General features: G+C 69.7%; 23 protein-coding genes. 11 read left to right on the top strand and 12 right to left on the bottom strand.

The features are described from left to right. Positions 1-42: 42 nt before the first annotated feature. The 3 genes from ABIA35_RS25230 to uvrB all read right to left on the bottom strand — a co-directional run bounded on the left by ABIA35_RS25230 (position 43) and on the right by uvrB (position 4,005). A complete protein-coding gene (locus ABIA35_RS25230) occupies positions 43-900 on the bottom strand; it encodes a hypothetical protein (RefSeq protein ID WP_370344979.1) in 858 nt (285 codons plus the stop codon). A gap of 2 nt (positions 901-902) precedes the next feature. Next, positions 903-1,397, bottom strand: a complete 495-nt coding sequence (locus ABIA35_RS25225) for a DUF6343 family protein (protein ID WP_370344923.1) — start codon at positions 1,395-1,397, stop codon at positions 903-905. A 496-nt stretch (positions 1,398-1,893) separates the two neighbouring features. Continuing rightward, positions 1,894-4,005, bottom strand: coding sequence for an excinuclease ABC subunit UvrB (uvrB, locus tag ABIA35_RS25220; RefSeq protein WP_370344922.1), 2,112 nt, complete (start codon positions 4,003-4,005; stop codon positions 1,894-1,896). Between the two features lie 72 nt (positions 4,006-4,077). Between uvrB and ABIA35_RS25215 the strand changes: the two genes are divergently transcribed. Both ABIA35_RS25215 and ABIA35_RS25210 read left to right on the top strand, forming a co-directional pair. Continuing rightward, positions 4,078-4,827 (top strand): alpha/beta fold hydrolase, encoded by a 750-nt coding sequence (locus tag ABIA35_RS25215; RefSeq protein ID WP_370344921.1) that lies wholly within the window; start codon positions 4,078-4,080, stop codon positions 4,825-4,827. Between the two features lie 120 nt (positions 4,828-4,947). After that, positions 4,948-7,284: a family 20 glycosylhydrolase gene (locus ABIA35_RS25210; RefSeq protein WP_370344920.1), complete on the top strand. Its 2,337-nt coding sequence runs from the start codon at positions 4,948-4,950 to the stop codon at positions 7,282-7,284. Between the two features lie 31 nt (positions 7,285-7,315). Here the strand turns inward: ABIA35_RS25210 and ABIA35_RS25205 are convergent, their stop codons facing one another. Continuing rightward, positions 7,316-7,777: a GNAT family N-acetyltransferase gene (locus tag ABIA35_RS25205; RefSeq protein ID WP_370344919.1), complete on the bottom strand. Its 462-nt coding sequence runs from the start codon at positions 7,775-7,777 to the stop codon at positions 7,316-7,318. Between the two features lie 189 nt (positions 7,778-7,966). Here ABIA35_RS25205 and ABIA35_RS25200 point away from each other — a divergent pair, with 189 nt between their 5' ends. Further along, a complete protein-coding gene (locus tag ABIA35_RS25200; protein WP_370359541.1) occupies positions 7,967-10,384 on the top strand; it encodes an RICIN domain-containing protein in 2,418 nt (805 codons plus the stop codon). A 252-nt stretch (positions 10,385-10,636) separates the two neighbouring features. Further along, a complete protein-coding gene (locus ABIA35_RS25195) occupies positions 10,637-13,111 on the top strand; it encodes an RICIN domain-containing protein (protein WP_370344918.1) in 2,475 nt (824 codons plus the stop codon). 80 nt (positions 13,112-13,191) lie between these two features. On the opposite strand, the gene ABIA35_RS25190 is transcribed toward ABIA35_RS25195, so the two are convergent. Further along, positions 13,192-14,139: a zinc-binding alcohol dehydrogenase family protein gene (locus ABIA35_RS25190; protein WP_370344917.1), complete on the bottom strand. Its 948-nt coding sequence runs from the start codon at positions 14,137-14,139 to the stop codon at positions 13,192-13,194. A gap of 76 nt (positions 14,140-14,215) precedes the next feature. Here ABIA35_RS25190 and ABIA35_RS25185 point away from each other — a divergent pair, with 76 nt between their 5' ends. Further along, positions 14,216-14,680, top strand: a complete 465-nt coding sequence (locus ABIA35_RS25185) for a MarR family winged helix-turn-helix transcriptional regulator (RefSeq protein ID WP_370359522.1) — start codon at positions 14,216-14,218, stop codon at positions 14,678-14,680. Positions 14,681-14,856: 176 nt separating this feature from the next. Next, complete coding sequence (locus ABIA35_RS25180) at positions 14,857-15,873, top strand: LD-carboxypeptidase (protein WP_370344915.1); 1,017 nt, start codon at positions 14,857-14,859, stop codon at positions 15,871-15,873. A 94-nt stretch (positions 15,874-15,967) separates the two neighbouring features. Here the strand turns inward: ABIA35_RS25180 and lon are convergent, their stop codons facing one another. After that, the gene (gene lon / locus ABIA35_RS25175; protein ID WP_370344914.1) at positions 15,968-18,508 is read right to left on the bottom strand and encodes an endopeptidase La; all 2,541 of its coding nucleotides are present in this window, start codon (positions 18,506-18,508) and stop codon (positions 15,968-15,970) included. A gap of 112 nt (positions 18,509-18,620) precedes the next feature. Between lon and ABIA35_RS25170 the strand changes: the two genes are divergently transcribed. Continuing rightward, a complete protein-coding gene (locus ABIA35_RS25170) occupies positions 18,621-19,283 on the top strand; it encodes a class I SAM-dependent methyltransferase (RefSeq protein ID WP_370344977.1) in 663 nt (220 codons plus the stop codon). A 29-nt stretch (positions 19,284-19,312) separates the two neighbouring features. Then, a complete protein-coding gene (locus tag ABIA35_RS25165; protein ID WP_370344913.1) occupies positions 19,313-19,813 on the top strand; it encodes a hypothetical protein in 501 nt (166 codons plus the stop codon). On the opposite strand, the gene ABIA35_RS25160 is transcribed toward ABIA35_RS25165, so the two are convergent. Further along, the gene (locus tag ABIA35_RS25160) at positions 19,798-20,298 is read right to left on the bottom strand and encodes a cupin domain-containing protein (protein ID WP_370344912.1); all 501 of its coding nucleotides are present in this window, start codon (positions 20,296-20,298) and stop codon (positions 19,798-19,800) included. The genes ABIA35_RS25165 and ABIA35_RS25160 overlap by 16 nt on opposite strands. 196 nt (positions 20,299-20,494) lie before the next feature. Here ABIA35_RS25160 and ABIA35_RS25155 point away from each other — a divergent pair, with 196 nt between their 5' ends. Next, a complete protein-coding gene (locus ABIA35_RS25155; RefSeq protein WP_370344976.1) occupies positions 20,495-20,578 on the top strand; it encodes a putative leader peptide in 84 nt (27 codons plus the stop codon). 120 nt (positions 20,579-20,698) lie between these two features. After that, the gene (locus tag ABIA35_RS25150; protein ID WP_370344911.1) at positions 20,699-22,093 is read left to right on the top strand and encodes an LLM class flavin-dependent oxidoreductase; all 1,395 of its coding nucleotides are present in this window, start codon (positions 20,699-20,701) and stop codon (positions 22,091-22,093) included. A gap of 203 nt (positions 22,094-22,296) precedes the next feature. Here ABIA35_RS25150 and ABIA35_RS25145 read toward each other — a convergent pair whose 3' ends face one another. Beyond that, positions 22,297-22,524, bottom strand: coding sequence for a hypothetical protein (locus tag ABIA35_RS25145; RefSeq protein WP_370344982.1), 228 nt, complete (start codon positions 22,522-22,524; stop codon positions 22,297-22,299). Between ABIA35_RS25145 and ABIA35_RS25140 the strand changes: the two genes are divergently transcribed. Further along, a complete protein-coding gene (locus ABIA35_RS25140) occupies positions 22,433-22,753 on the top strand; it encodes an HAD family hydrolase (RefSeq protein WP_370344975.1) in 321 nt (106 codons plus the stop codon). The genes ABIA35_RS25145 and ABIA35_RS25140 overlap by 92 nt on opposite strands. 66 nt (positions 22,754-22,819) lie before the next feature. Here ABIA35_RS25140 and ABIA35_RS25135 read toward each other — a convergent pair whose 3' ends face one another. The 4 genes from ABIA35_RS25135 to coaE form a co-directional block, all read right to left on the bottom strand. Further along, positions 22,820-23,575: a decaprenylphospho-beta-D-erythro-pentofuranosid-2-ulose 2-reductase gene (locus ABIA35_RS25135; RefSeq protein ID WP_370344910.1), complete on the bottom strand. Its 756-nt coding sequence runs from the start codon at positions 23,573-23,575 to the stop codon at positions 22,820-22,822. Between the two features lie 57 nt (positions 23,576-23,632). Next, positions 23,633-25,018 carry an FAD-binding protein gene (locus tag ABIA35_RS25130; RefSeq protein WP_370344909.1) on the bottom strand — a complete coding sequence of 462 codons (1,386 nt, stop codon included), beginning with the start codon at positions 25,016-25,018 and terminating at the stop codon, positions 23,633-23,635. A gap of 82 nt (positions 25,019-25,100) precedes the next feature. Beyond that, the gene (locus ABIA35_RS25125) at positions 25,101-26,105 is read right to left on the bottom strand and encodes a decaprenyl-phosphate phosphoribosyltransferase (protein ID WP_370344908.1); all 1,005 of its coding nucleotides are present in this window, start codon (positions 26,103-26,105) and stop codon (positions 25,101-25,103) included. Between the two features lie 9 nt (positions 26,106-26,114). Next, on the bottom strand, positions 26,115-26,744 hold the full coding sequence (coaE, locus tag ABIA35_RS25120; RefSeq protein WP_370344907.1) for a dephospho-CoA kinase: 630 nt from the start codon (positions 26,742-26,744) through the stop codon (positions 26,115-26,117). Positions 26,745-26,797 lie beyond the last annotated feature (53 nt).

Raw genomic sequence — 26,797 nt, 5'->3', positions numbered from 1 at the left:
CGAACTAGAACACGTTACAGTGGCGGGACCGCAGAGTGCAGCCTACGGGTGGTCGCGGCCGGTCGCCAGAGGCGAGAGCTCGGCGTAGGAGGCGGCCGGGGTGCCGGGGTCGCTCGTGCTCTGGCGCCAGGCGTCCTGCGGAAGGACCCAGCCGGAGTCGTGGAAGATCCGCTTGACCGCGGCCCGCAGATCCGCGTCGGCCCGCGCCTTGGTGACCCAGTCCTGCGGGGAGTCGAACAGCTCGCGCAGGCGCGGCGACCTGTGCAGCAGCTCGGCGAGCAGCGCGGTCTGCGGGCCGGGGCGGCGTGGGGTCCCGTCGGAGTCGGCCAGGACGCCGGTCGCGTTGACGTACAGGTAGGCGGCGTCCAGATGCTCGCCGGAGGGCAGGACCATCGGGAAGTCAGCAGCCGGCAGCAGGACTCTGCGGTAGCGGGGTAGTTCGGTGTCATCGACGGCATGCAACTGGTCGGGGTCCAGGAGCGTGAGGACGACCTCGGCGGTGCCGCCGGGGTCGAGGAACGGGGAGTTGGCGACGTAGCCGTTCAGGCCCACGTGGGCCGAGACGCCGATGCCGAGCCCTGAGACGCGCAGCGGCGTCATCGGAACCACGACGGGCAGGCCGAGGCGGTGCAGCTTGTGGCGGAGCTGGCCGGGGGCGCCGTTGGAGCCGACAGCGATCACCGGATGGCGTTTGCCGGCCGGTGGTTGCGCCAGCTCTGCGAGCACTTCATCGAGCGCTCTGACGGCATCCTCGTTTACGCTCCAGTCCCCCATCGGCCCGGCTGCGGGGGTCATCGGCAGCACCTGCGAGCCGCACAGCAACACGGGCTGATCGACGACACGGCCGGGATAGCTCAACGGGTCCAGGGCCGGGACACCGTCCACCCCGAGCGCCGCCATACTCACCAATCCCGCCCCCGCGCGTTCGCCACCATCACCGCGAACGGCGGGATGAACGCCGCGATCACGCTCATCGCGATCGCGAGCCCCGGCGAGAACAGGCGCACGACGGTCCAGGCCAGGACGACCAGCACCAGGCAGGTGCCCATCATGGCGAGGTACACATGCTCGCGCGTGTGCTGCGACAGCGGCGAACGCTGGTCGAGCTCGTCCCCGGGCTCCTCCACGGGCCGGTACGGCGGAATGTCCCGCCCGGGCTGCCAATGCGGACCCTGACGGATGTGCCGCGCCACCACGATCGCATCGACCAGCGCGACCAACCCGACGACCGCACAGAAGACGACGAAGCCGACCGCGTGCTGGGTGAGGAAGAAGACGACCCCGCCGATAGCACTGGCCAGCCCGATCAACGCCATGGTCAACCGCATGCGCAGCGGACTGCGCGCGTGCATGGGCTCGTCGCCGCTGCGAATGCGGCGCGGATCGGACCTGGTCATCGCGGTACCCACGCTCCTCTCTCCCAGAGTAATGCCCGCTGGGGACGCCGGGATATCACCGACACGCGGAACCGGCGGGATCCCCGCGCCGGCTCATGCGCTGTCGCGATCATCTGGACGCGCCGGGTACCCGCCGCAGGCTCAGCCATGCCCGCCGGCCGAGCCGCATGTCCGGACGCGGCCGGGCCCATGCAAGAAGCGGCCCGCGCTATTGCCCCGCGCGAGCCGCCCACCAGCACCGAAACGCACCAAGCAGCGCGGGCCGAGCTGGTTCGCGAGCCGCAAGCCGCAAGCCGGCCGCCTGCCGGCCGCCTGCCGGCCGCGCCGCCAGACCGCCGCTGTAACCGAGCCGCCCGCCAGCCGCCAGCCGACTGCCCGCCGACCAAGCCGCGGCCGGCCGGCCGCGCCGTCAGTCGCGGCGCCAACCAGCCGCCGAGCACGCCCGCAAGCCCTGCCGTCCCGCCGGCCCAGCCAGCCCCCTGCTCGCCGCTCCCGGCTACATCGCCGCCTGCATGGCCCGCAGCTCCTTCTTCAGCTCCCCGATCTCGTCGCGGAACCGTGCCGCGAGCTCGAACTGGAGCTCCGCGGCGGCGGCGTGCATCTGCTGGGACAGGTCCTCGATCAGGCCCAGCAGCTCCTCGGCCGGCTTGCCGGCCAGGTCCAGCGTCCGCACGCTGCCCTTCGAGGCGACGCCCGGGACGGGGGCCTTGCCGCGCGACTGCTGCCGGCCCGAGCCGCCGAGCAGTTCGGCGGTGTCGGCGTCCTCGCGGGCCAGCAGGTCGGTGATGTCGGCGATGCGCTTGCGCAGCGGCTGCGGGTCGACTCCGTTGGCCTCGTTGTAGGCGACCTGCTTCTCGCGGCGGCGGTTGGTCTCGTCGATCGCCAGCCGCATCGAGGGCGTGATGGTGTCGGCGTACATGTGCACTTCGCCGGAGACGTTGCGGGCCGCGCGGCCGATGGTCTGGATCAGCGAGCGGCCGCTGCGCAGGAAGCCTTCCTTGTCCGCGTCCAGGATCGCCACCAGGGACACCTCGGGCAGGTCCAGGCCCTCGCGCAGCAGGTTGATGCCGACCAGGACGTCGTACTCGCCCAGGCGCAGCTCGCGCAGCAGCTCCACGCGGCGCAGCGTGTCGACCTCGGAGTGCAGGTAGCGCGTGCGAACGCCGCGCTCGAGCAGGTAGTCGGTCAGGTCCTCAGACATCTTCTTGGTCAGCGTCGTGACCAGGGAGCGCTCGTCGCGGGCCGCGCGGGCCTGGACCTCGGCGACCAGGTCGTCGATCTGGCCGTGCGTCGGCTTGAGCACCACCTGCGGGTCGACCAGGCCGGTGGGGCGGATGATCTGCTCGACCGGGTTCTTCGAGGGCTCGTCGGCCTGCTTGGCCAGCTCGTACGGGCCCGGGGTGGCCGAGAGGTAGACGGTCTGGCCGATGCGCTCCTCGAACTCCTCCCAGCGCAGCGGACGGTTGTCGATCGCCGAGGGGAGGCGGAAGCCGTGCTCTACCAGGGTGCGCTTGCGGGAGGCGTCGCCCTCGTGCATCGCGCCGATCTGCGGCACGGTGACGTGCGACTCGTCGATGACCAGCAGGAAGTCCTCGGGGAAGAAGTCGATCAGGGTGGACGGCGCCGAGCCGGGCGCACGGCCGTCGATGTGCCGCGAGTAGTTCTCGATGCCGGAAGTGAACCCGACCTGCCGCATCATCTCCAGGTCGTACGTGGTGCGCATCCGCAGCCGCTGCGCCTCCAGCAGCTTGCCCTGCTTCTCCAGCTCGGCCAGCCGGTCGGCGAGTTCGATCTCGATCCCGCCCAGCGCCCGCTCCATCCGGTCCGACCCCGCGACGTAGTGCGTGGCCGGGAAGACCCGCAGCTCCTCGTCGACGGTGATGATCTCGCCGGTGACCGGGTGCAGCGTCATCAGGCGCTCGACCTCGTCGCCGAACATCTCGATGCGGACCGGGTGCTCCTCGTAGACCGGGAAGATCTCGACGGTGTCGCCGCGGACCCGGAAGGTGCCGCGGGTGAAGGCCAGGTCGTTGCGCGCGTACTGCATGTCCACGAAGCGGCGCAGCATCTTGTCCCGGTCGTGCTCCTCGCCGACCCGCAGCTGCACCGAGCTCTTCAGGTACTCCTCCGGCGTGCCCAGGCCGTAGATGCAGGACACGGTGGAGACCACGACCACGTCGCGCCGGGTCAGCAGCGAGTTGGTGGTGGAGTGCCGCAGCCGCTCGACCTCCTCGTTGATCGAGGAGTCCTTCTCGATGTAGGTGTCGGTCTGCGGGACGTACGCCTCGGGCTGGTAGTAGTCGTAGTAGGAGACGAAGTACTCGACCGCGTTGTTCGGCAGCAGCTCGCGGAACTCGTTGGCCAGCTGCGCGGCCAGCGTCTTGTTGGGCGCCATGACCAGCGTCGGACGCTGGAGCTTCTCGATCAGCCAGGCGGTGGTCGCCGACTTGCCGGTACCGGTGGCACCCAGCAGCACCACGTCGTTCTCCCCGGCCTCGATCCGCCGGGCCAGCTCGGCGATGGCCGCGGGCTGGTCGCCGGCGGGCTGGTAGTCGCTGACGACCTCGATCGGGGCGACGGTGCGGGTGAGTTCGGACAGAGGGCGCATGGTTCAAAGGCTACGCGGCGGCTCTGACAAGCGAAGCAATCTTCACGAGCGCGACTCGGCGACAATCACCCCATGCCACACACGCCACTTCTGATCGCGGTTCACAGCCCGTTGGTAGGACCGGCGACCTGGCAGCCGGTCGCCGAGCTACTACGGGGCCGGGGCCAGGGCCAGGGCCGGGGCCGGTACGACGTCATGGTGCCGAGCCTGCACGGCATCGCCGCCGGACCCGGACCATACGCGCGCCGCATCGCCGACCAGGTGGCCCGGACCGTGCCGGCCAACGACGAGCACCGCGGCGAGATCGTCCTGGCCGGCCACAGCGGCGCCGGCGCCTACCTCCCGGCCATCGCCGACGCCCTCACGAACGCCCTGGGCGGCCGCGTGATCGGCGCCGCGTTCGTCGACGCCCAACTCCCCCGCCCCGGCCTGAGCGACTTCGACGCCTCCCCGCCGGACTTCCGCGAGGCCCTGGGCGCGATGGCCGTCGACGGCATGCTCCCGCCGTGGAACCGGTGGTTCCCACCGGAGCTCGTACCAGAGCTGATTCCTCAAGCGGAGCAACGAAAAGCCTTCTTGGCCGAGCTCCATCCGATCGCGCTCGCGTACTTCGAAGAGCCGATGCCGGACACTGTGTTGCCATCGGAGACACAGTGTCTCTATCTCCAGCTCAGCGAGGGCTACCAGGAGCAGGCCGACCGCGCGGAGGCCCTGGGCTGGCCCACGTCCCGGCTGGCCGCCGACCACCTCGCCGTGCTCACCGACCCCGAGCCGGTCGCCGACTTCTTGTCAGAGTTCGTGGAGACGCTTGCCAACCGCTGATCCCTGCTCAATACTGCGCACTAGCGCGCGCCAGCGGTCTAGACCACGCACTCCCACGCACCTTTCGCTCAAAACCACGCACCGCTCCCCTAGTGATCCTCTAGTGAACCGGGCAGGTCCATGCGATCCCTCCGAATGCTCCCGGCGGCTGCCCTCATCGCCGCCGTCGTTCCCGTCACCATGGCCGCGTCGCCGCACACCGCGCACGCGGCCGCGGCCTCCGGTCCGCCGCAGACCGTCCCCGCCGTGCGCACCTGGTCGGCCGGTTCGGGCTCCTTCACCTGGAGCTCGGCCAGCCGTGTCGTCATCAATCCCGCCTACGCCTCGCAGCTGCTAGGCGACGCGAACACCTTCGCCGCCGACCTGTCCGCGCTGGAGGGCCGTACCGTCGGCGTGGTGCAGGGCACGGCCGGCCCCGGCGACGTCGCGCTGACTCTCGGCGGCAGCCAGCCGTCCGAGGGCTACACGATGACCGTCGGCGCCGGCATCGCCATCCAGGGCAGCACCACCACCGGCGAGTTCTGGGGCACCCGCACGGTGTTGCAGCTGCTGCATCAGGGCTCGACGATCGCGGCCGGCACCGCCACAGACTCCCCGGACAAGTCCGAGCGCGGGCTGATGCTGGACACCGGGCGCAGGTTCTTCGACGTGGCGTTCGTGGAGAACCAGATCCGCGAGATGTCCTACCTGAAGATGAACTACCTGCACCTGCACTTGTCGGACACCTACGGCTTCCGGCTGGAGAGCACCACCCACCCCGAGATCACCTCGCCGCAGCACTACTCCAAGCAGGACATCGCGAACATCATCGCGCTGGCCAAGCAGTACCACGTGACCGTGGTCCCGGAGATCGACATGCCGGGGCACATGGACGCGATCCTGTCCGCGGAACTGGGCATCGGCCACGACTACCGGCTCAAGGACAGCTCGGGCAACGCCAGCTCCAGCTACATCGACCTGACCATCCCCGGCGCCCGGCAGCTGATCAGCGATCTGATCACCGAATACGAGCCGCTGTTCACGAACAGCCCGTACTGGCACCTTGGGGCCGACGAGTACGTCACCAACTACAGCTCCTACCCGCAGCTGCTCACCTACGCCCAGCAGAACTACGGCGCCAACGCCACCGCGAAGGACACCTTCTACGGCTTCGTGAACTGGGCCGACGGGATCGTGCGGGCCGGCGGCAAGACGATGCGGATGTGGAACGACGGGCTGAAGTCCGGCGACGGCACGATCACCGTCAACCCGGACGTCATCGTGGAGTACTGGAGCAACACGGGCCTGTCCCCGCAACAGGTCCTCGACGCCGGGCACACCATCGCCAACGAGGCCTACACCCCGACGTACTACGTCTACGGCGGGGCCAAGCCGGACACGACGTGGATGTACCAGTCCTGGAACCCGGACTTGTTCGACGGTTCGACCACGATCTCCAACGACGCGGCCAACCTCGGGTCCCTGATCCACGTCTGGTGTGACAACCCGGGCGCCGAGACCGAGGACCAGACCGCCGACGGGATCAAGTACCCGATGCGCGACCTGGCGCAGATGACGTGGAACAGCCCCAAGCTGGTCTCCACGTACGCCGCGTTCGTCCCGATCATGGACGCCATCGGCCGCAACCCGCTCTACCCGAAGCCGTCCATCGCCGGCGACCTGGCGCAGGGCAAGCCGACCACGGCCTCCAGCATCGAGACGCCCAACTTCCCCGCCGCGGACGCCACCGACGCCGACCTGAGCACCCGCTGGTCCAGCCAGTACGTCGACCCGACGTGGCTGCAGGTGGACCTCGGCTCGGTGCAGACGGTGAACCGCGTGGTGCTGGCCTGGGAGGCCGCGTACGGCAAGAACTACCAGATCCAGCTGTCCAACGACGGTACGACCTGGACGACCGTCTCCACCCGCACGAACGGCACCGGAGGCACCGAGACGCTGACGTTCCCGAACGCCACCGGGCGCTACATCCGGATGTACGGCACGGCCCGGGGCACGCAGTACGGCTACTCGCTGTGGGAGTTCGAGGCCTTCGACGACGCCAACAGCCAGGTCCGCGGCACCCACACGGTCACCACCGGCGGCCAGGCCCTGGACGACCCCGGCAGCTCCACCGCGACCGGCACCCAGCTCATCACCTGGGGCCTGCACGGCGGCACCAACCAGCAGTGGACCTTCACCGAGCAGGCCGACGGCTCCTACCAGCTCACCAACGGCGCGTCCGGGCTGTGCCTGGACGTCACCGGCAGCTCCACGGCGGCCGGGGCGGCGGTGATCCAGTGGACGTGCGGCGGGACCGCGAACCAGCACTGGAACGTGACGGCGCTGGCCGGCGGCGGGTACACGCTCGCCTCGGCGAACAGCAACCTGCTGCTGACCACGGCTTCCACGGCGAACAACGCGCTGGTGACGCAGCAGAACGACAGCAACAGCGCCCTGCAGCACTGGTCGATCAACTAGCCACGCGTCCAGCCACTCGTCCAGCTACTCGTCAGAGGTCCAAGGCGTACCGGTTCAGCGTCCGCCCGGGGATCGAGCCCGAGGGCACGACTCCCGCGCGAACGAAACCCATCGCCTCGTAGAACGGCTCGGCATTGGGGTCCGCATCCAGAACCATGGTGCGGGCCCCGATGCCGCGCGCCATTTCCACCATGTGCTGGAGCAACCGGCGCCCCACGCCCTTGCCGATCATGTCCGGATCGACGAACAGGCTCCCCAGCTCGGCCTCCGGCGGCTCGCCCTCCAACGTCGCGACGGCCACGGCGCGCCCTTCGACTTCGGCGACCGTCATGCGCGAAGGAGCCATCTGCTCGGCGTGGATCGCGAGCTCCGCGCGGCAGCGCTCCATGAACTCATCGCTATAGCCCCAATGGGCTTTCGAGCGCATGACGAGCTCGGTGAGCACCTCGGCCTCGTCGGCCCGGGCCGACCGCAGCGTCAGTTCCGAAACCATGCTCCAGACCTTACATAACCCGCTGTGTTTTTCTCGCGTCCACCTTGGATTCTGCTTGGAAACGCTCGACTGGCCGCCCGCATTCGAGAGATAACTCTCGGGCATCCCCACCCCTTGAGAGGAGTACCTGTGAGACTCCGCAAAACCCTCCTGGCCACCCTCGCCGGCGGCGCGCTGGCCTGCGTCGGCATGCTGGCGCCCGGCAGCGCCTCGGCCACGCCCCCCAGTGCCACCTACACCGTCTCGATCGGTTCGAACGGAACGTTCTCCGCGCAGTCGGACTCCCCCGCCGGCGCGTTCGTCGACCGGGACGGCACGTTCTACTTCCAGGAGTCGTACTCGGGCTACGGCTCGACCGACAGCCGGGTCTGGCAGTTCTACTCCGGCAGCGACTTCGACAGCTCCAGCCTGAACTCCACGATCAGCAACTCGGTCAACCCGGCCAACTCCCAGGACGCGAACAACAACACCACCTGGCGCTGCGACAACAGCCCGACCGGCTTGTCCTCGACCAGCGCCGGGTCCGGCTCGGGCTACACCCAGCCGAACTTCTGCGACCTGATCGGCACCTGGGTGGACCCCGACACCGGGAACTGGATCGGCCTGGTGCACAACGAGTTCACGCCGCAGCCCTTCGGCGACGGCCTGCACTACGACGCCATCGACTACGCCGTGTCCACCGACCGGGGCATGACCTGGAAGATCACGGGCCACGCGATCACCTCGCCGTACAGCACGACCCGCAACGACACGACCGCGTTCCCGAACCAGACGTACTACTACGGCGACGGCGACCAGCGGCTGTACGTGGACACGGCTTCGGGCTACTTCTACGTCTACTACGGCTCGCGCGTCGTCCCCAAGGGCGGCGTCGGCGGCAGCACCGGCGGCCTGGCGCACGTCGCCCGGGCTCCGATCAGCGGCAAGATGGCGACCGGGACCTGGCAGAAGTGGTACAACGGCAGCTGGTCGCAGCCGGGCGTGGGCGGCCTGGAGAGCAACATGGAGCCGGTCGACTCCTCGAACCCCAACGGGTACACGCCGGTGGCAGGCGACTACAACCCGGCCAACACCGGGACCGTGGACCAGCAGGTGGCCGCGGGCAAGCTGCCCTCGAAGTCGCCGCTGTTCATCATGAACATCACCTACGACGCCTACCTCGGCCTGTACATCGGCACTCCTGAAGTCGTCTCCGGCACCATGCCGCAGCAGTACTACGTCACCGACGACCTGTCGACGCAGAAGTGGTACTTCGCCGGCGACTCCGGATCGTCCTACACCCAGGGGTCCTGGTACCGGTGGTTCGCCGACAGCGGCGACAAGTGGAACCCGACCATCGTGGGCAAGTCGTTCCGCGCGTACTGCTCGGTGGCCTGCGTGAACAACGCCGGCTCGCTGTACACCAACGAGACGATCGACTCCACCGCCCCGGCGCAGCCGCCGGTGGACACCACCAAGACCTACACCATCGGCACCTCGGCGGGCCGCGTGCTGGCTCAGGTCTCCGGCGGCTCGGCGACCACGTCCGACGCCGCGGCGACCGGCTCGGCGCTGGAGGCGTGGAAGTTCACCGCGAACGGCGACGGCTCCTACCGCATCACCAACTCCTCCACCGGCCAGGCGCTCGGGGTCGACTCCTCGGCGACGTCCAGCCGCGCCTGGGGCACCGCCCCGACCGCGACGGCGCTGTCCGGCGGGACCGGCAGCGTGGGGCAGCAGTGGTGGATCGTGCCGGTCACCGGCGCGAGCGGCAGCTACAAGCTGGTCAACAGGTACAGCGGCCTGGTGCTGGCGCTGTCGTCGAACACCTCGCGGCCGGCGGAGACGACGCCGACGCGCGCCTGGACCGACACCTCGGGCAGCAGCGTCGGCGGCGGCCGGACCGCGGCGGAGCAGACGCTGACGTTCACGCCGGCGACGTCCTCCGGTGCCGAGACGGTGACCGTGGCGAACCCCGGGACGCAGACCACGACCGTGAGCACCGCGGCCTCGCTGCAGATCACCGCCTCGGACAGCGAGAACAACGCCCTGACGTACTCCGCGACCGGGCTGCCGGCCGGACTGTCGATCAGCTCCTCGGGCCTGATCTCCGGCACGCCGACCGCCACCGGTTCCTCGAACGTGACGGTGACCGCCTCGTCGGGGACCGCGAGCGGTTCGACGACGTTCACCTGGACCGTGAGCCCGGCGGCGGCGAACCTGACCGGGACGCACACGCTGGTCGCCTCGGGACAGGCACTGGACGATCCGAACCACTCCACGACCGCCGGCACGCAGCTGGTCACCTGGTCGCCGAACGGCGGGTCGAACCAGAACTGGGTCTTCACGCAGCAGTCGGACGGCTCGTACCAGATCCAGAACCAGCAGTCGCAGCTGTGCATGGACGACAACGGCGGGTTCACGACCCCGGGCACCTCGGTGATCCAGTGGACCTGCACCGGCAACGGCAACCAGCACTGGACGGCGACCCGGCTGGCCGGCGGTGCGTACACGCTGACGAACGTGAACAGCGGCCTGCTGCTGACCACGGCCTCGACGTCGAACGGGGCGCTGGTGACGCAGCAGACGAACACCGGCTCGGCACTCCAGCAGTGGACGATCTCCTGATCTCCGCCGGGAGGTGGACACAGAGCTGAAAAGCCGTGCGGGCGCTCGGATCCATGCCGATCCGGGCGCCTGCACTTTTCTCAAGGCGGCTTGGATTCTGCTTGAGAATGCTCGACTGTCTGCTCGTTCTTGCGAGATAACCGTCAGGTACCACCGGATGAACGTTCAGAGCTGAACGGAGTACCTGTGCGACACCCGCGCAATGTGCACCACCCGCGCAAAACTGGGCCCCACCCGCGCAGATTTCTCGCCGTGACCACCGCCGTCGCGGCGGTCGCGACCCTGGCGCTGCTGCCTTCGGGCCAGGCGTCGGCCGCGTCCGCAGCAGCCGGCGCGAACCCCGCTTACCAGATCACCATCGGCGCGGTGAACAGCTTCGCCTACCCGGACGACACCCCGGCGTCGGCCTACCTCGACACCGACGGCTCGTTCCACTTCCAGGAGTCGTACTCGCTGTACGCCAAGACCGACCCGCGTGCCTGGGAGTTCTACAGCGGGACGGACTTCGACGACGCCACGCTGGACACCAGCCTGAGCAACGCCGTGAACCCGGCGAACTCCCAGGACGCCAACAACGACACCACCTGGCGCTGCAACAACAGCCCGACCGGGCTGGAGTCGACGTACATGAACAACGGCACCGGCTACTACTCGCAGCGCAACTACTGCGACCTGTCCGGCACCTGGGTCGACCCCGACTCCGGCGACTGGTACGGCCTGGTCCACAACGAGTTCACGCCGCAGCCCTTCGGCGACGGCCTGCACTACGACGCCATCGACTACGCGGTCTCGCACGACAAGGGCAAGACCTGGTCGATCCTCGGGCACGCGATCACCTCGCCGTACAGCACGACCCGCAACGACACCACGGCCTTCCCGAACCAGACGTACGACTACGGCGACGGCGACCAGCGCCTGTTCGTGGACCCGGCGTCCGGCTACTTCTACGTGTTCTACGGCTCCCGCATCGTCAACAAGCCGGGGACCAAGGGCACGCAGAACGGCGGCCTGGCGCACGTCGCCCGGGCTCCGATCAGCGGCAAGATGGCCGCCGGGACCTGGCAGAAGTGGTACAACGGCAGCTGGTCGCAGCCCGGTATCGGCGGGCTGGAGAGCAACATGGAGCCGGTGGACGCCGCGAACCCGAACGGCTACACCGACCCGGCGCACGACTACAACCCGGCCACCACCGGGACCGCCGACCAGCAGATGGCCGCGGGCAAGCTGCCGACCAAGTCGCCGCTGTTCATCATGAACATCACCTACGACGCCTACCTCGGGCTGTACATCGGTGAGCCGGAGACGGTCGGGCAGACCGGCAAGGAGCCGCAGCAGTTCTACGCCACGGACAACCTGGCGACGCAGAAGTGGCACCTGATCGGCGACTCGGGCAGCTACGTGTCGGGGTCCTGGTACCGGTGGTTCGCGGACACGGCGAACAAGTGGAGCCCGACGATCGTCGGCAAGACCTTCCGCTCCTACTGCTCGATCGCGTGTGCCACGTCCGACGGCGAGTACGCGGACGTCACGATCGGTTCCTCGGCCCCGGCCAAGCCGGTGGTGGCACGGGGACAGAACGTGGTCGTCAACAGCGGGAACGGCCGGGTACTGGCGCAGAGCGCGGGCAGCTCGCAGGTGACGTCGCTGGACGCGTACTACGGCTGGGCGCAGGCGGCGTGGAGCATCTCGCCGACCGGTGACGGCTCGTACACCGTGGTGAACGCGGTGACCGGCGACGCCCTCGGGGTGGACTCCTCGAAGACGGCTTCGCGGGCCTGGGGCACGGCGCCGTCGGCGACCCCGATCGGCGCGTCCGGCCCGAGCGTGGGCCAGGAGTGGTTCGCGGTGCCGGACACGTCCTCGCCGGGGTCGTACCGCCTGGTGAACCGGGACAGCGGGCTGGCCCTCGGCATGGCGTGGGACTCCTCGCGGTCGGCGGAGACCACGCCGGTGCGGTCGTGGACCGACACCTCCGGCAGCACGGTCGGCGGCGGCCGGCAGCCCTCGGAGCAGACGCTGTCGTTCACGCCCGCACATCCGGCGCAGGGTCCGGAGGTGGTACACGTCGTAACACCGGGGAGCCAGAGCGGCGTGGTCGGTACCCCGGTGAGCGTGCAGGTCACCGGCAGCGACTCCAAGGGCAAGGCGCTGAGCTACTCGGCGACCGGCCTGCCCGCGGGAGTGTCGATCGACGCCGCCAGCGGCCTGATCAGCGGCACGCCGACCAAAGCGGGGAGTTCCCCAGTTACGGTGACCGCCTCCTCCGGGCACGCCTCGGCGAGCACCACGTTCACCTACGCGGTGAGCCCCAAGCCGGTGGACCTGTCGGGCGTGCACACGCTGACGGTGGCCGGGCAGGCGCTGCAGACACCGAACGGTTCGAAGAACGGCGGCGACCAGCTGGTGGCCGGCGCCGCGAGCGGTGCCACAAGCCAGTGGACCTTCGCGCGGCAGTCGGACGGCAGCTACACCCTGACGAACGGCGACTCGGGGATGTGCGCGGACGACAACGGCGGCAGCACGGCGCCGGGCACCGCGGTGATCCAGTGGTCGTGCACCGGTGCGGTGAACCAGCGCTGGAGTGCGACACAGCTGCCGTCGGGGTTGTGGACGTTGAAGAACAACCACACGGGTCTGCTGATGACCGCGGCCTCGTCGAGCGCCGGTGCGCTGGTGACGCAGGAGACGGACACCGGGTCGGCGCTTCAGCAGTGGACGCTGAGCTAGTCGACAGCAGCTCAGAGCTGGGGCCGCCGTGGGGATTCCTCGCGGCGGCCCCGGCGTTTCCGGGGCCACACGCGCCATTCTCAGGGCACGAACACGATCCGCTGCGAGGACTGCTCGGCCCAGGCCTGTTCGACCTTCGCCAGCGGGACGGTCCGGGCCTCGACGGGCAGGCCGCCGGAGGTTAGCTCCTTGGCCAACGCCGGCAGTTCCGCGAGGTATTCGCGCGGACCGATGGATCCCTGGCCGCTGCCGACGAACTGGAGCCGGACCGCGCGCAGCGCCGCTGACGGGATGGCGGCGGTGGGTCCGGCCATCGAGCCGATCTCGATCCAGGTCAGCGGCTTGCAGGGGTCTTCGCGGCGGGTCACCAGGGCGACGAGCGCGTCGACGGCGGGCTGGCCCCAGACGTAGTCGATGACGACGTCCGCGTCCGAGGCGGCCTTGGCGAGCTGCTCGGCGGTCTGCTCGGTCCCCAACTGCACGGTCTCGGTGGCGCCGAGCGCGGGCAGCTCGGCCAGGGCCCGCGGGTCCCGGCCGGCGGCCACGACCCGGTTCGCGCCGCAGAGCTTCGCGATGCGCACGGCCATCCGCCCGGAGCTGCCGGTGGCGCCGAGGATCAGCACGTCCTGGCCGGCCTGGAACTCGATGCGCCGGCGCAGGGCGACCCAGGAGGACATCGCCGGGTTCATGCCCGCCGCGACCGCGACGGGGTCGGCGCCTTCCGGCAGCACGACGCTGCGGCGGGTGTCGATGACGGTGGTCTCGGCCATCGAGCCGACCGCGGTTTCCGGCAGCAGGAAGTAGCGCAGCTGCCCGTCGGGACCGCATCCGACGCCGTCCACGCCGGGTACGAGCGGGAGCTCGCCGGTGCTGGTGTAGTGCGAGCCGTTCGCCTGGGAGCGCACCCGCGGATGCAGTCCGGCGGCGACCACCTCGACCGGCAGCTCGTGCTCGCCGGCTGCGACGGGGGTGGGAAAGTCCTGGTAGCGGGGGACGGAGTCGAATGTGGTGACGACGGCGGCCTTCATGGCGGAACCTCCTGATGGTTTGTAATACCACCTAAAGTAGTGGCTAATACAAACTAAATCAAGTAGGCTGGCGGGCATGGCGACCACCGAAGCGGCCTCCGGGACCTCTGAGGACTCCGAGACCTCCGAGAACGAGGAACTGCAAGAAGCCCTGGTGCGCATCTCCTTCGCGATGATGTCGGTGCTCAGCCGGGTCGGCGCCGAGCACGATCTGTCGCTCACCCAGCTGCGCACGCTCGGGATCCTGCGGGACCGGCGCGTGCGGGTGACCGACTTGGCGCGCTACCTGGGGCTGGACAAGTCGAGCGTCTCAGGCCTGGTCGACCGGGCCGTCAAGCGCGGCCTGCTCGAGCGCTCGCCCAACCCGCTGGACGGCCGCGCCGTGGACGTGCGGCTGACGGCACAGGGGACGGAGCTCGCCGCGATCGGCGCCGCCGAGGTCGCCGAGGCGCTCACGCCGCTCACCGGCGCCCTGACGGCGGGCGAGGTCCGCCGGCTGGCCACGCTGCTCGACCGCATGCTGGGCGTGCCGGAGATTTGAGCGATCGGGGTCGAAGCGAGCGGCTCGCGACGCGCGGCTGTTCGGGCCTGGCCGTGCAGGGTTTCCCAGCGCCGGCCTAGCTATTTCGCCCCGTGTGTAGCTCAGGATGTAGCCCTGGTGGGAGAACCAGACAAAGTCAGGTGACCTACGCCGGGTACGGCGGGGAGACTGACACGATGACTGCTACCGCATTGCCCCCTGTGCTTCGACCGCGTGCTCTGAAGCCTGGGGACCTCGTGGTCATCGCGGCGTTGTCGGGGCCGCTGCCGGCCGAGTATGAGCCCAATGTCGAGCAGACCGTGGTCGTGCTCGAACGCATGGGGTTCCGTGTACGCCGGGCCCCGCTGCTGGAGGTCGGCCGGAGCCGTTGGTGGAGCGCTGCCGGTCCGGCGGAGATCGCCGGGGAGCTCAATGGCCTGCTGCGTGACCCGGAGGTGCGCGCGATCGTCGCCAGCGACGGCGGGCAGACGGTGTTCGGCTATCTCGATCTGATCGACGTCGAGGCGATCCGGGCCGATCCCAAGCCGATCCTCGGCTACAGCGACATCTCGTTGCTGCATCTGGCCTTGTATGCGCGCACTGGTCTGGTCGGGTTCCACGCCGACATGGCCGTGCCGGGCTTCGGCGGGCACTGGCAGTCCGCGACCGCGGCCCGGCGAGCCGAGCTGGAAAGGCTCTACTTCGAGCTGCTGACCAGTGGCGAGGCGATCGGTGCGCTGCCTGCGGGGCCGACGTGGGAGTGCTGGCGTGCCGGTCGTGCCAATCGCACCGGGCGGGTCGAGGGCCGGTTGGTCGGTGGCGTGATCAATCGCGTCGCGCTGGTGCAGGCGACGGGTTACGCGCTGCCGCTCGAAGCGTTCGACGGGGCCGTGCTGTTCTGGGAGGAGTTGGGCGGCCAGGCCTCGTACGTGTGGAGCTACCTGCAAGTGCTGCGGCACGCCGGCATCCTGGATCGGATCGCGGGCATGGTCGTGGGTGTTCCGCGGGACATCGCCGGCCTCGGGCCGGGGGAATCGCCGACGCTGCGGGAGATCGTCCTGGACGTGCTCGGCGACCGTGACATCCCGGTGCTGGGAAACGTCGAGGTCGGGCATGCCGGGCCGAATCTGCCGATGCCGGTCGGGGTTCGTGTCGGCCTCGACGCCCGGCGGCGGACGCTGTCGCTGCTGGAACCGGCCGTACGGCCGGGCTAGGCATGTCTAGGCATGTCTAGGCATGTCTAGGCATGGCCGAAGCCCTGGACCGGAGGGGATCGGTCCAGGGCTTCGGTTTCACTCGCGGAATCGCCTAGACGGCAGCCACAGCGACAGGGCGCTCCGCGGGCTCCAGGGCGAGGTCCAGGACCTCGCGCACGTCGCCGACCAGGTGCACGGTCAGCTTGTCCAGGACCTCGGCCGGGACGTCGTCCAGGTCGGGGCCGTTGCGCTTGGGCAGCAGGACGGTCGTGGCACCGGCCTGGTGCGCGGCCAGCAGCTTCTGCTTCACGCCGCCGATCGGCAGGACCCGGCCGGTCAGGGACACCTCACCGGTCATGGCCACGTCCTTGCGGACCAGCCGGCCGCTCAGCAGCGAGGCCAGCGCGGTGGTCATCGTGACGCCGGCGCTCGGGCCGTCCTTGGGCTGGGCCCCGGCCGGCACGTGGACGTGCACCGCGCGCTTGCTGAGGTCGGCCACCGGCAGCTCCAGCTCGGCGCCGTGCGAGCGCAGGTAGCTCAGCGCGATCTGCGCCGACTCCTTCATCACGTCGCCCAGCTGGCCGGTCAGGGTCACGCCGGTGCCGCCGGTCTCCGGGTCGGACAGGGAGGCCTCGACGAACAGGACCTCGCCGCCCGCTCCGGTCACCGCCAGGCCCGTCGCCACGCCCGGCACGGCCAGGCGGTCGGCGGTCTCGGGGGTGTGGCGGGGACGGCCCAGGTAGTCCTTCAGGTTCTCGACCGTGATGGTGAGCTTGGCCTTCGAACCCTTCGGGCCCTTCGGACTCTCCGGAGCGACCTCGGCGGCTGTCACCTCGGCCTCGGCCGAAGCCGGTGCGTCGGTGGAAGCGTCCTCAGCGTCCTGATCCAGAACCGGCGCCGTGCCTGGTTCTCCAATCAAGCTCAGCGCGGCGGCTTCGGAGTCGGCCAGAGCCGTCTTCGCAGCGACCTTCCTCAGCACCCGGGAGATGGCGCGCTCCAAGTCGCGCACACCGGCCTCCCGCGTGTACTGCTGGGCCAGCAGCCGCAGCGCCTCGTCGTCGAACTCCACCTCGTCGGCGGACAGCCCGGCGCGGTCGATCTGGCGCGGCAGCAGGTGGTCACGGGCGATCAGGACCTTCTCGTCCTCGGTGTAGCCGTCCAGGCGCACCAGCTCCATGCGGTCCAGCAGCGGGCCGGGGATGGACTCCAGGACGTTGGCCGTGGCCAGGAACACCACGTCGGACAGGTCGAGCTCGACCTCCAGGTAGTGGTCGCGGAACGTGTGGTTCTGCGCCGGGTCCAGGACCTCCAGCAGGGCCGCCGTCGGGTCGCCGCGGTAGTCGGCGCCGACCTTGTCGATCTCGTCGAGCAGCACGACCGGGTTCATGGTGCCGGCGTCCTTAATAGCCCTGACGATCCGGCCCGGCAGCGCGCCGACGTAGGTACGCCGGTGACCGCGGATCTCCGCCTCGTCGCGCACGCCGCCCAGGGCGACGCGGACGAACTTGCGGCCCATGGCGCGCGCCACGGACTCCCCGAGGCTGGTCTTGCCGACGCCGGGCGGGCCGACCAGGGCCAGCACCGCGCCGGAGCGACGTCCGCCGACCAGCTCCAGACCCTTGTCCTGCCGCCTCTTTCGCACGGCCAGGTACTCGACGATGCGCTCCTTGACGTCGTCCAGGCCGGCGTGGTCGGCGTCCAGGACGGCGCGGGCGCCGGCGATGTCGTAGGAGTCCTCGGAGCGCTCGCTCCAGGGCATCTCCAGGACGGTGTCCAGCCAGGTGCGGATCCAGCCGGCCTCGGGGTTCTGATCCCCGGAGCGCTCCAGCTTGTCCACTTCCTTCAGCGCCGCCTCGCGGACCTTGTCGGGAAGGTCAGCGGTCTCGACGCGGGACCGGTAGTCCTCCTCCTCGGAGGCCTCCTTGCCGTCGAGCTCGGCCAGCTCCTTGCGGATCGCGGAGAGCTGGCGGCGAAGCAGAAACTCACGCTGCTGCTTCTCCAGGCCGTCCTCGACGTCCTTGCGGATGGTCTCGCTGACGTCCAGCTCCACCAGGTGCTCGCGACCCCAGGTCAGCAGCTTCTCCAGCCGCTCGTCGACGCTGAGCGTCTCCAGCAGCTCGACCTTCTGCACGGCCTTCAGGTACGGCGCGTAGCCGGCGGAGTCGGCCAGCTGCGAGGGGTCGGAGATCTGCTGCACCATGTCGACGACCTGGAAGGCCTCGCGGTGCTGCAGGATGTCGATGGCCAGGTCCTTGTACTCCTTGGCCAGCTCGCGGGTCCGGGAGGTGATCGGCGGCTCCTCCAGCACGATCGCCTCGACCCACAGGGCCGCACCGGGACCGGTGGTCCCGACGCCGATGGTGGCCCGGTTGGTACCGCGCACCACGGCGACCATGCGCCCGGACCCGGCCATCCGCCCGGTCTGCTCAATGATGCCCACCACGCCGGACTTGGCGTAGGTGCCGTCCAGCCGCGGTACGAGCAGCACCTGCGACTTGCCCCCGCGCGTGGGGCCGTTGGCGGCGGCGTCGACGGCCGCACGGGTCTCGGAATCCGACAAATCCAGCGGCACGACCATGCCCGGCAGGACGACGGCGTCGTCCAGCGGGATAACCGGGAAGGCCTTGGTCGCGCCGGTCATGTTCTCACTCATTCGCTGTGGCTCCCTACAAGAAGTAAGTTGAGTCTGACTCACTCAATGTCTGTGAGCCCACTGGTGTTCCCGGGGAGCTGTTCGCTGTGAGCGATCGGCGGGATGGGGTGGGATTCGGGCTGGTCAGAGGGCTGGTCAGAGGGCTGCTCGGAGGGCTGTTCGAGGGTGGCGTGCGATCGCCCGGAGCGAACCGGCAACGGCCCGAGCGCAGCATCCGACACCGTGGAACGCATGTCGCACTCCACGCCCGCCGCTTACGACCCACGCGGCAACCGTCCGCGGCCTGGGCTGGACACCCGTCGGCGTCGACCTCTCCTCCGCCATGCTGGCCCACGCCGCCGACCGCCTCCCCGTCGTCCGGGCCGACGCCCAGCACCTCCCCATCAGGACGCGTACCCTCGACGCGGTGATCGCGGTCATGGTTCACACCGACATGCCGGGCTACGCCCAGGTCCTCGCCCAGGCCGCAAGGGTTCTGCGACCCGGCGGAACGTTCATCCACATCGGCGTCCACCCCTGCTTCTGCGGCGGCTTCGTCGATCGGACAGCCCCCGAAGCCACGGTCATCCGGCCCGGCTACCTCGGCACCGGATATTGGACGAAGGACTCCTGGACCTCGAACGGGATCCGCGCCAAGGTCGGCGCGACACACTGGCCGCTGACCGATCTGCTGCACATGGTGACGGACGCCGGCCTGGTCCTCGAACGCTTCGTCGAGGGCGGGGCACCGACGCCGACCACACTCTCCCTGCGCGCCGGCAAGCCAAGGCGCTAGAGATTACTCGGTGGCAGGCGGGCGCGGGAGTGGAAACGAGCGGCGGCGAGGACGGCACGGAGCCCGAGGACTGGGACTACGACGGCTGGCACCAGCCGACAATGGGCGTCGAGCTGCTGATGGCCGGCGGCGAGCAGCACTCGGCGGTCTGGGACCACACCTTCGAGTACTACGGGATCGAGCTCCACCGCTCGCCGCTCACCGATCACGTGCTCGCCCCCGAGGACGGGGGCACCAACGCGCGGTGCACGCTCACGATGAATCCAGCGTGGGCCGGTCTCATCGGGGAGCCGATCGAATCCGCCGCGATCCAGTGGGATTCGGACGAGCCGCACTCAGCGCTCTTCGTTCCGCTGGCGATCCACCTGCGTACCGCGAAGGCAAAGGTGCGGTTCGGCGTCGGCGCCCTGGCCGGCGTCGCTGCAGACGACCCGTTCCACCTCGGCACCGAAGACGTCTTCGTCGCTTTCGACGCCGAGTCCAAGCCGGTGCGCGAGCTTCACGCGCTGCGGCCTCACACCATGAACTGATCGTGCCGCGCGTACAGCTCGGTCCACTCCTGCTCCGACAGCTGCCGCCCCTCGCCCCGGATCGCCGCGAGCTCCTCGAAATACGGCTCGCGCGGCGCGCCGGGCGCGAACAGCACCAGCATCGAAGCCGCCTCCCCCGAGGTGTTCGCGAAGCTGTGCACGCCGCCGGGCGGCACGAAGAGGTAGTCGCCCGCGCTCGCCTCGCGCCAGGTGTCGCCGTCGTACAGGGCGACGCTGCCGTCCAGGATGTAGAACGCCTCGGAGAAGGTCTTGTGGAAGTGGCCGGCCGACGTCGTGGTCTGCGGCGTGCCCGGGAGCATGTCCCACCGGTACAGCCCGTACAGGCCTTCGGTGCTCTGGCCGGTCGACAGCAGGCTGACGCGGGAGGCGGTGCCGATGTTGAGCTCGAGGTCGGCGTCGGAGGTGCGGAACGTGGCACTGACTTCGCCCTGGTCGGCGAAGTAGCGGGGTGAGGGGTAGGACATGATCCGAACACTACGGTCGGCCGGCGCGCCCTGATAGGGCCGATCAGGGCTCGCGCCTGTGGGCCACTTGAAAGCCGGTGACGCCGGCCCGCCGACGTCCGCCAGGTCCCGCCACATCGCGCCAGATCGCGCCGAATACTGAGACGGATATCCCGCGATATTGACGTTCACTGACTTGTGATGTCATTCTCAGAACATGAGACGCGCCACCATTCTCGTGGCTCGCCGTCACGTCGATCTGCGCCGGACCGCGAGCGCGATCTGTCCTGCGTGCGTATGAGGCCGCATCGCCCCTGAGCTGGGCTTGAGGCGTCCTCCAGAGGCATTAGTTTCTGCCTCCGAAATATTCGGAGCCCACTTTTCTCCGCCACCGAAGAATCGCATTCCGGGGAGCACTCTCATGCCCGCACGCACGCCACGCCGGCTCCATCTGAACGCATTTCTGCACGCCCCCGGCCACCATGACGCGGCCTGGCGGCATCCCGACAGCGGCGGCCACCGCGTCCTGGACGTCGACTACCACATCGAGCTCGCCCGGACCGCCGAGCGGGGGCTGTTCGACGCCGTCTTCCTCGGCGACAGCCTTGCCCTGCGCAGCCGGCCCGACGCGACCGTGGCCGCCGGGCTGGAGCCGCTGACGCTGCTGACCGCGCTGGCCACCGCCACCGAGCACATCGGCCTGATCGCCACCGCCTCGACCACCTTCTACGAGCCCTACATCCTGGCGCGCAGCCTGGCCTCGCTGGACCACATCTCGCACGGGCGGGCCGGCTGGAACGTGGCCGCCGGGGGCGATCTGGCCGAGGCCGCCAACTTCAACCTGGACGAGCCGGTCGAGCACGCGGTGCGCTACGAGCGCGCGGCGGAGTTCCTGGACGTCACCACGCAGCTGTGGGACAGCTGGGCCGACGACGCCGTCGTCCACGACCGCCGCACCGGCCGCTACGCCGACCCCGCGCGCATCCGCGAGGTGGAGCACACGGGGCTGTTCTTCAAGGTCCGAGGACCGCTGAACGTCCAGCGCACGCCTCAGGGCTGGCCGTTGCTCGTGCACTCCGCCTCCTCGGCCGTCAGCCAGGAGTTCGCGGCCCGCTACGCCGAAGTCGTGCTCACCGCCCAGCAGAACCTCGGCGACGCCGCGGCGTTCGCCCTGGAGGTGAAGTCGCGGGCCGCCGCCTACGGCCGGGAGGCGGACGTCCCGGTCATCATGCCGGGCATCGCCCCGGTCATCGGCTCCACCGAGACCGAGGCCCGGCGCCTGGCCCGGGAGCTGAGCGAGCTGCAGCTGGTCGAGCCCGGCGTGAGCCAGCTGTCGGACCTGCTGGACGTCGACGTGTCAGGGCTCGAACCCGACCGGCCCATCCCCGCGGGCCTGTTGCCGCGCGAGGAGGAACTCGCCGACCACCGGTTCGCAAGCTCTTGGTCGACAATACAGATCACCGACCTGGCGATCCGCGAGCGGCTGACGGTCCGGCAGATCGTCGCGCGCCTCGGCGGCGGACGCGGCTACCGCGCGGTGGTCGGCACGCCGGAGCAGATCGCCGACTCGATGCAGGAATGGGCGCAGGCCGGGGCCGCCGACGGCTTCACCGTCGCGCCGCCGATCCTGCCGGGAGGGCTGGCCGCGTTCGTCGACCAGGTGGTCCCGGTGCTCCAACGGCGCGGGCTTTTCCGTACCGAGTATGACCTGGGCACGTTGCGGGAGCGGTTCGGCGTGGAGCGGCCGCAGGATCACTTCCCGGAGCCGGCTCCGGTGCCGGCCTCGGCACGGCGGGCGACACTGGCCCGCGTTTGAGTATCTGTGCGCTGATAAGACTCTGTTACTGAGATAAGTCTCTGTGTACTGATATTCACAAAAGACTCCGCGTCCTGACACTGCCGGCAGGACGCGGACCCGCCGGGGTGGCTGAGCTGTGGGAGGATCGGCCGCCCCGGCGCCTTCGGGCGTGATGCCTTCGGGCGCCTGATGCTTCGCGGGCTTGATGGCGATACCGGCCGTCACACCGGCGGCTTGACCAGCCCATAGCTCACCGCGCACGCCGCCGCCTGCAGCCGCGAGTTCACCCCGAGCTTGTTCAGCACCGCCTGTGTGGCGGGGGTGCGGCTCGCGGTGGTGACTGATGGGGATGTGGAGATGCAGGCGTGGAAGGTGCGGGCTTTGGGCTTGTCCGCGTTCTTCGAGTGCGTCGTCGTCTCGGACGCCCTGGGTGGGCGGAGGGTGCGCAAGCCGGATTCGGCGCCTTTTTTGGCGGCTCTCGATGGGCTTGGAGTAGGAGCTTCGCGGTGCGTGGTGGTCGGGGACCGGCCTGAGAAGGATGTTATCGGGGCTGCGGGGGTGGATATCAGGGCCATTCGGGTGAAGACCGGGGAGTACTCGCAGGCTGCTGATGTGCCGGGGACCTGGCATACGGCGGCTGACTTCCCCGCCGCGGTCGACTGGTTGTTGGTGCGGTGATGAAAATGCGGCGCGCGCCGGGGATGTGGTCCCCGGCGCGCGCCGTTCGCTGTGTGCGTGCCCGGGCTACAGCGGCAGCTTGCGGAAGATCGGGCGGGGGACGTGGCGCAGGCCCGACATCACGTAGCGGAAGGCGCCCGGGGCCCAGACGGTGTGGGAGCCGCGGCGCAGGCCCGTGATGATGGCGTCGGCGACGGCGTCGGGGGTGGTGGCCAGGGGGGCCTTCTCCATGCCGTGGGTCATCTTGGTGTCGACGAAGCCGGGGCGGACCACCATGACGTGGACGCCGGTGCCGACCAGGCTGTCGCCGAGGCCCTGGGCGAAGGCGTCGAGGCCGGCCTTGGAGGAGCCGTAGATGAAGTTGGAGCGGCGGGCGCGCTCGCCCGCGACGGAGGACAGGACGACGAGTGCTCCGTGTCCCTGCTTCTTCAGGGCCTGGGCGACCACGATGCCGCTGGAGACCGCGCCGGTGTAGTTCACGTGGGCGACGGCGGCGGCGCGGGCCGGGTCCTTCTCGTCCTCGGCCTGGTCGCCCAGGACGCCGAAGGCCATCAGGACCACGTCGATGTCGCCGCCGGCGAAGACCTGGGACAGGACCTTGTCGTGGTCGTCGGTGGCGGCGGCGTCGAAGGCGACGACGTCGACGTCGGCGCCGAGGTTGCGCAGTTCGGCGGCGTTGTCCTCCAGGCGCTGGGAGGGGCGGCCGGCGAGGTGGATCTTCTTGGTGCGGGTGGCGGCCATCTTGCGGGCCGTGGCCATGGCGATGTCCGAGGAGCCGCCGAGCACCAGCAGTGACTGGGCCGCGCCCAGGGAGTCCTTCATATCCGTTGTTCCAATCGTTGTTGCTGTAAAGGCCCTGCGAAGTTACGTGCTGGGCCGTTACAGGTGCAGGCGGCGCGCCTGGTCGGACATGAACACCTGGTGCGGGTCGATCTCGGCCCGCAGCTTGCGGAACGCCTCCAGGCGCGGGTACATCTCGGCCATCAGCTCCGGGCGCATCCGCGAGTCCTTCGCCAGGTACAGGCGGCCGCCGGCTTCCAGGACCTTCTCGTCCAGGTCGTCGAGCAGCTGGGCCAGGCCCGGGGTGTTGGTCGGGAAGTCCAGGGCCAGGGTCCAGCCCTTGGTCGGGAACGACAGGTAGCCGGGGCTGCCCTCGCCGAAGCGCTTGAGGACGGTCAGGGCCGCGGGGGCGCCGTGGGTGGAGATCTGCTCGACGATGCGGCGCAGGGTGTCCTCGGCCCCGAAGGGGACCACGAACTGCCACTGCAGGAAGCCTGCCGGGCCGTAGACGCGGTTCCACTCCATGATCCCGTCCAGCGGGTGGAAGAAGGCGCCGACGCCCTGGATGACGCCTTCCTTGCGGACCGGGGCCTTGCGGAACCACATCTCGTTGAAGGCGCGGCCGGTCATCTTGTTCAGCAGGCCGCTGACCGGGACCGGGGGGACCTTGCCCAGGGACAGCGGGGCGAACTTGCGGGGGGCCTTGCGGACCTTGGCCGGGAGCTCGTCCAGCTTGGCGAAGTCGCCGCAGGTCAGGACCGAGCGGCCGAGGTTGCGGCCGGTGGACAGGCAGTCGATCCAGGCCACCGTGTAGGGGTACTTCTCGTCGGTGGCGGCCAGCTCTGCCAGGACGCCGTCCAGGTCCGGGGCGCGCCAGATGTCGGCCTTGATGCGGGCCGTCTCGACCTTCTTGAAGGCGATGGTGGCCTGGGTGACGATGCCGGTCAGGCCCATGCCGCCGGCGGTGGCCCAGAACAGCTCGGGCTCGGTGGCCGGGGTGAGGGTGCGGATCTGGCCGTCGGCGCCGAGCAGGTCCATGGACAGCACGTGCTGGCTGAAGGTGCCGGCGCTGTGGTGGTTCTTGCCGTGGATGTCGGCGCCGATCGCGCCGCCGACGGTGACGTAGCGGGTGCCGGGGGTGACCGGGACGAACCAGCCCAGCGGCAGCATCGTGTTCATCAGCTGGTGCAGGCTGACGCCGGCCTGGGCGGTGACGATCCCGTGCTCGATGTCGATGTTCAGGATCTTGTCCAGCGAGGTGGTGCGCACCACCCGGCCGCCGCCGTTCTGGGCCGGGTCGCCGTAGGAGCGGCCCAGGCCGCGGGCGATGACGCCGCGCGGGCCGGCGCCGGCGACCAGTTCGGCCAGCTGCTCGATCGCCGTGGGGTCGGCGACGTCGGCGACCGAGGGGCTGGTCATGCCCCAGCCGTAGAGGCGCTCCGGGTGCACGCCGGTGCCGGTTGAACTCTCCTGTGGCACTGCCACGTCTCTCACGTCCCTATATTCATTTCGACATTCGGTACTGCGGTGGGGCCCCCGGCCGGCGAGCCGGGGGCCCGACCCGGGCTCAGCCGCGCGCGCCGACCAGGATCACGCCGGTGGCGAACACCGCGAGCCACACGGCCCCGATACCCATGATGACGCGGTCCTTCAGGACGACGTCCTCGGGCTCCCCGGCACGGCCGGTGTCGACGAACATCGAGTAGCGCAGGAAGATGAAGACCCAGGGGATGACCGAGATCTCCAGCCACGGCTTGGCCGACTTGTGCGCGATGTCGGGGGTGGAGGCGAGCTGGAAGGCCCACAGCGAGTAGGTGACCATCGTCACCGTGGCCGCGGCCTGCCACACGAACCGCAAGTACGTCTGCGAGTACTCCTGCAGCGACTTGCGGGAGGAAGCGGCGTCCTCCCCCATCAGCACCATCTCGGAGTAGCGCTTGCCGGCGACCATGAACAGCGAGCCGAAGCCGGTGGTCAGCAGGAACCACTGGGACAGCTCCAGGTTCGCCGCCACGCCGCCGACGATGGCGCGCAGCAGGAAGCCGGAGGCGACCATGGCCAGGTCCAGGACCGGCACGTGCTTGAACCACATCGAGTACACGATGTGCAGCGCCATGTAGACGGCCACGACGCCGACCGTGGTCCAGTTCGCGGTGGCCGCCACGCCCAGGCCGATCAGGCCGCTCACCACGCCGGCCACGATGGCCATCGGGATCGGGACCCAGCCGGCGGCGATGGGGCGGAAGCGCTTCTTGGGGTGGCGCCGGTCGGACTCGACGTCCATGACGTCGTTGATGAAGTAGATGCACGAGGCGGCGAAGCAGAACGCGACGAACGCGATCGCCGAGGTCCGCAGCACATCGGTGTGGCCGAGCTTGGCCGCGGCCAGCGGGGCCGCCAGAACCAGCACGTTCTTGACCCACTGCCGCGGCCGGGCCGCGAGCACCAGAGCGACCGGCAATGGAGGGCGCTTGCGCACGTCGGCCGGGGCTTCGACGGCGCCGGCTGAGACCGTCGCCGGCTCGGGCTCGGCGGCTTGCGGCTCAGCGGACTGCGTGGGAAGGGATGTCACCGGCTAAACCTATCGGATGGTTGAATCGCGGAGGGTGAGCAGTTCGGACCACACTCGATCCGTTTCCTGATCGAGGTCTGCGAGCGACCCGTTGTTTGCGATCACGTAATCCGCCGCCGCCAACCGGTCCTCACGTGTCGCCTGCGCTGCCATCCGTGCGGCCGCGTCCTGTCTGGACATGCCGCGGTTGGCAAGCAGTCGCGCGTATCGAACCTCGTCGTCGGCGTCGACCACGATCACGGCCGCGTAACCGCGATCCGCCCCACCCTCGACCAACAGCGGAATATCGTAGACGACGATGCCCCCTGCCGGTGCCGCATTCGCCCATTCGGCCATCAATGCGCCGACCAGGGGGTGCACGATCGCGTTGAGCGCGGCCCGCCGGTCGGGGTCGGCGAACACGATCGCGCCCAGTTTGGGCCGGTCCAGCCGGCCGTCGGGGGCGACCACCTCGGAACCGAACTCCGCGACCACGGCGTCATATCCGTCGGTGCCGGGTTCGACCACCTGGCGCGCGGCCAGGTCGGCGTCGACCACGGTGGCGCCGAGGGCCTTGAGCCTGTTGAGGACTTCGCTCTTGCCCGAGCCGATGCCGCCGGTCAGGCCGACGTTGAGCGTGGTCGGCTGGTCCTTGTGCATAGGGCTCCGTTCGGCTGGCTGTCGTCTGTTCGCGGGCGCCGTCTGCAGAAGGC

Origin of the sequence: Catenulispora sp. MAP12-49 (assembly GCF_041262705.1) — a bacterium.
GTDB lineage: Bacteria > Actinomycetota > Actinomycetes > Streptomycetales > Catenulisporaceae > Catenulispora.
Note: the sequence above shows the minus strand (reverse complement) of the source record. Positions and strands in the feature narration are given on the sequence as shown.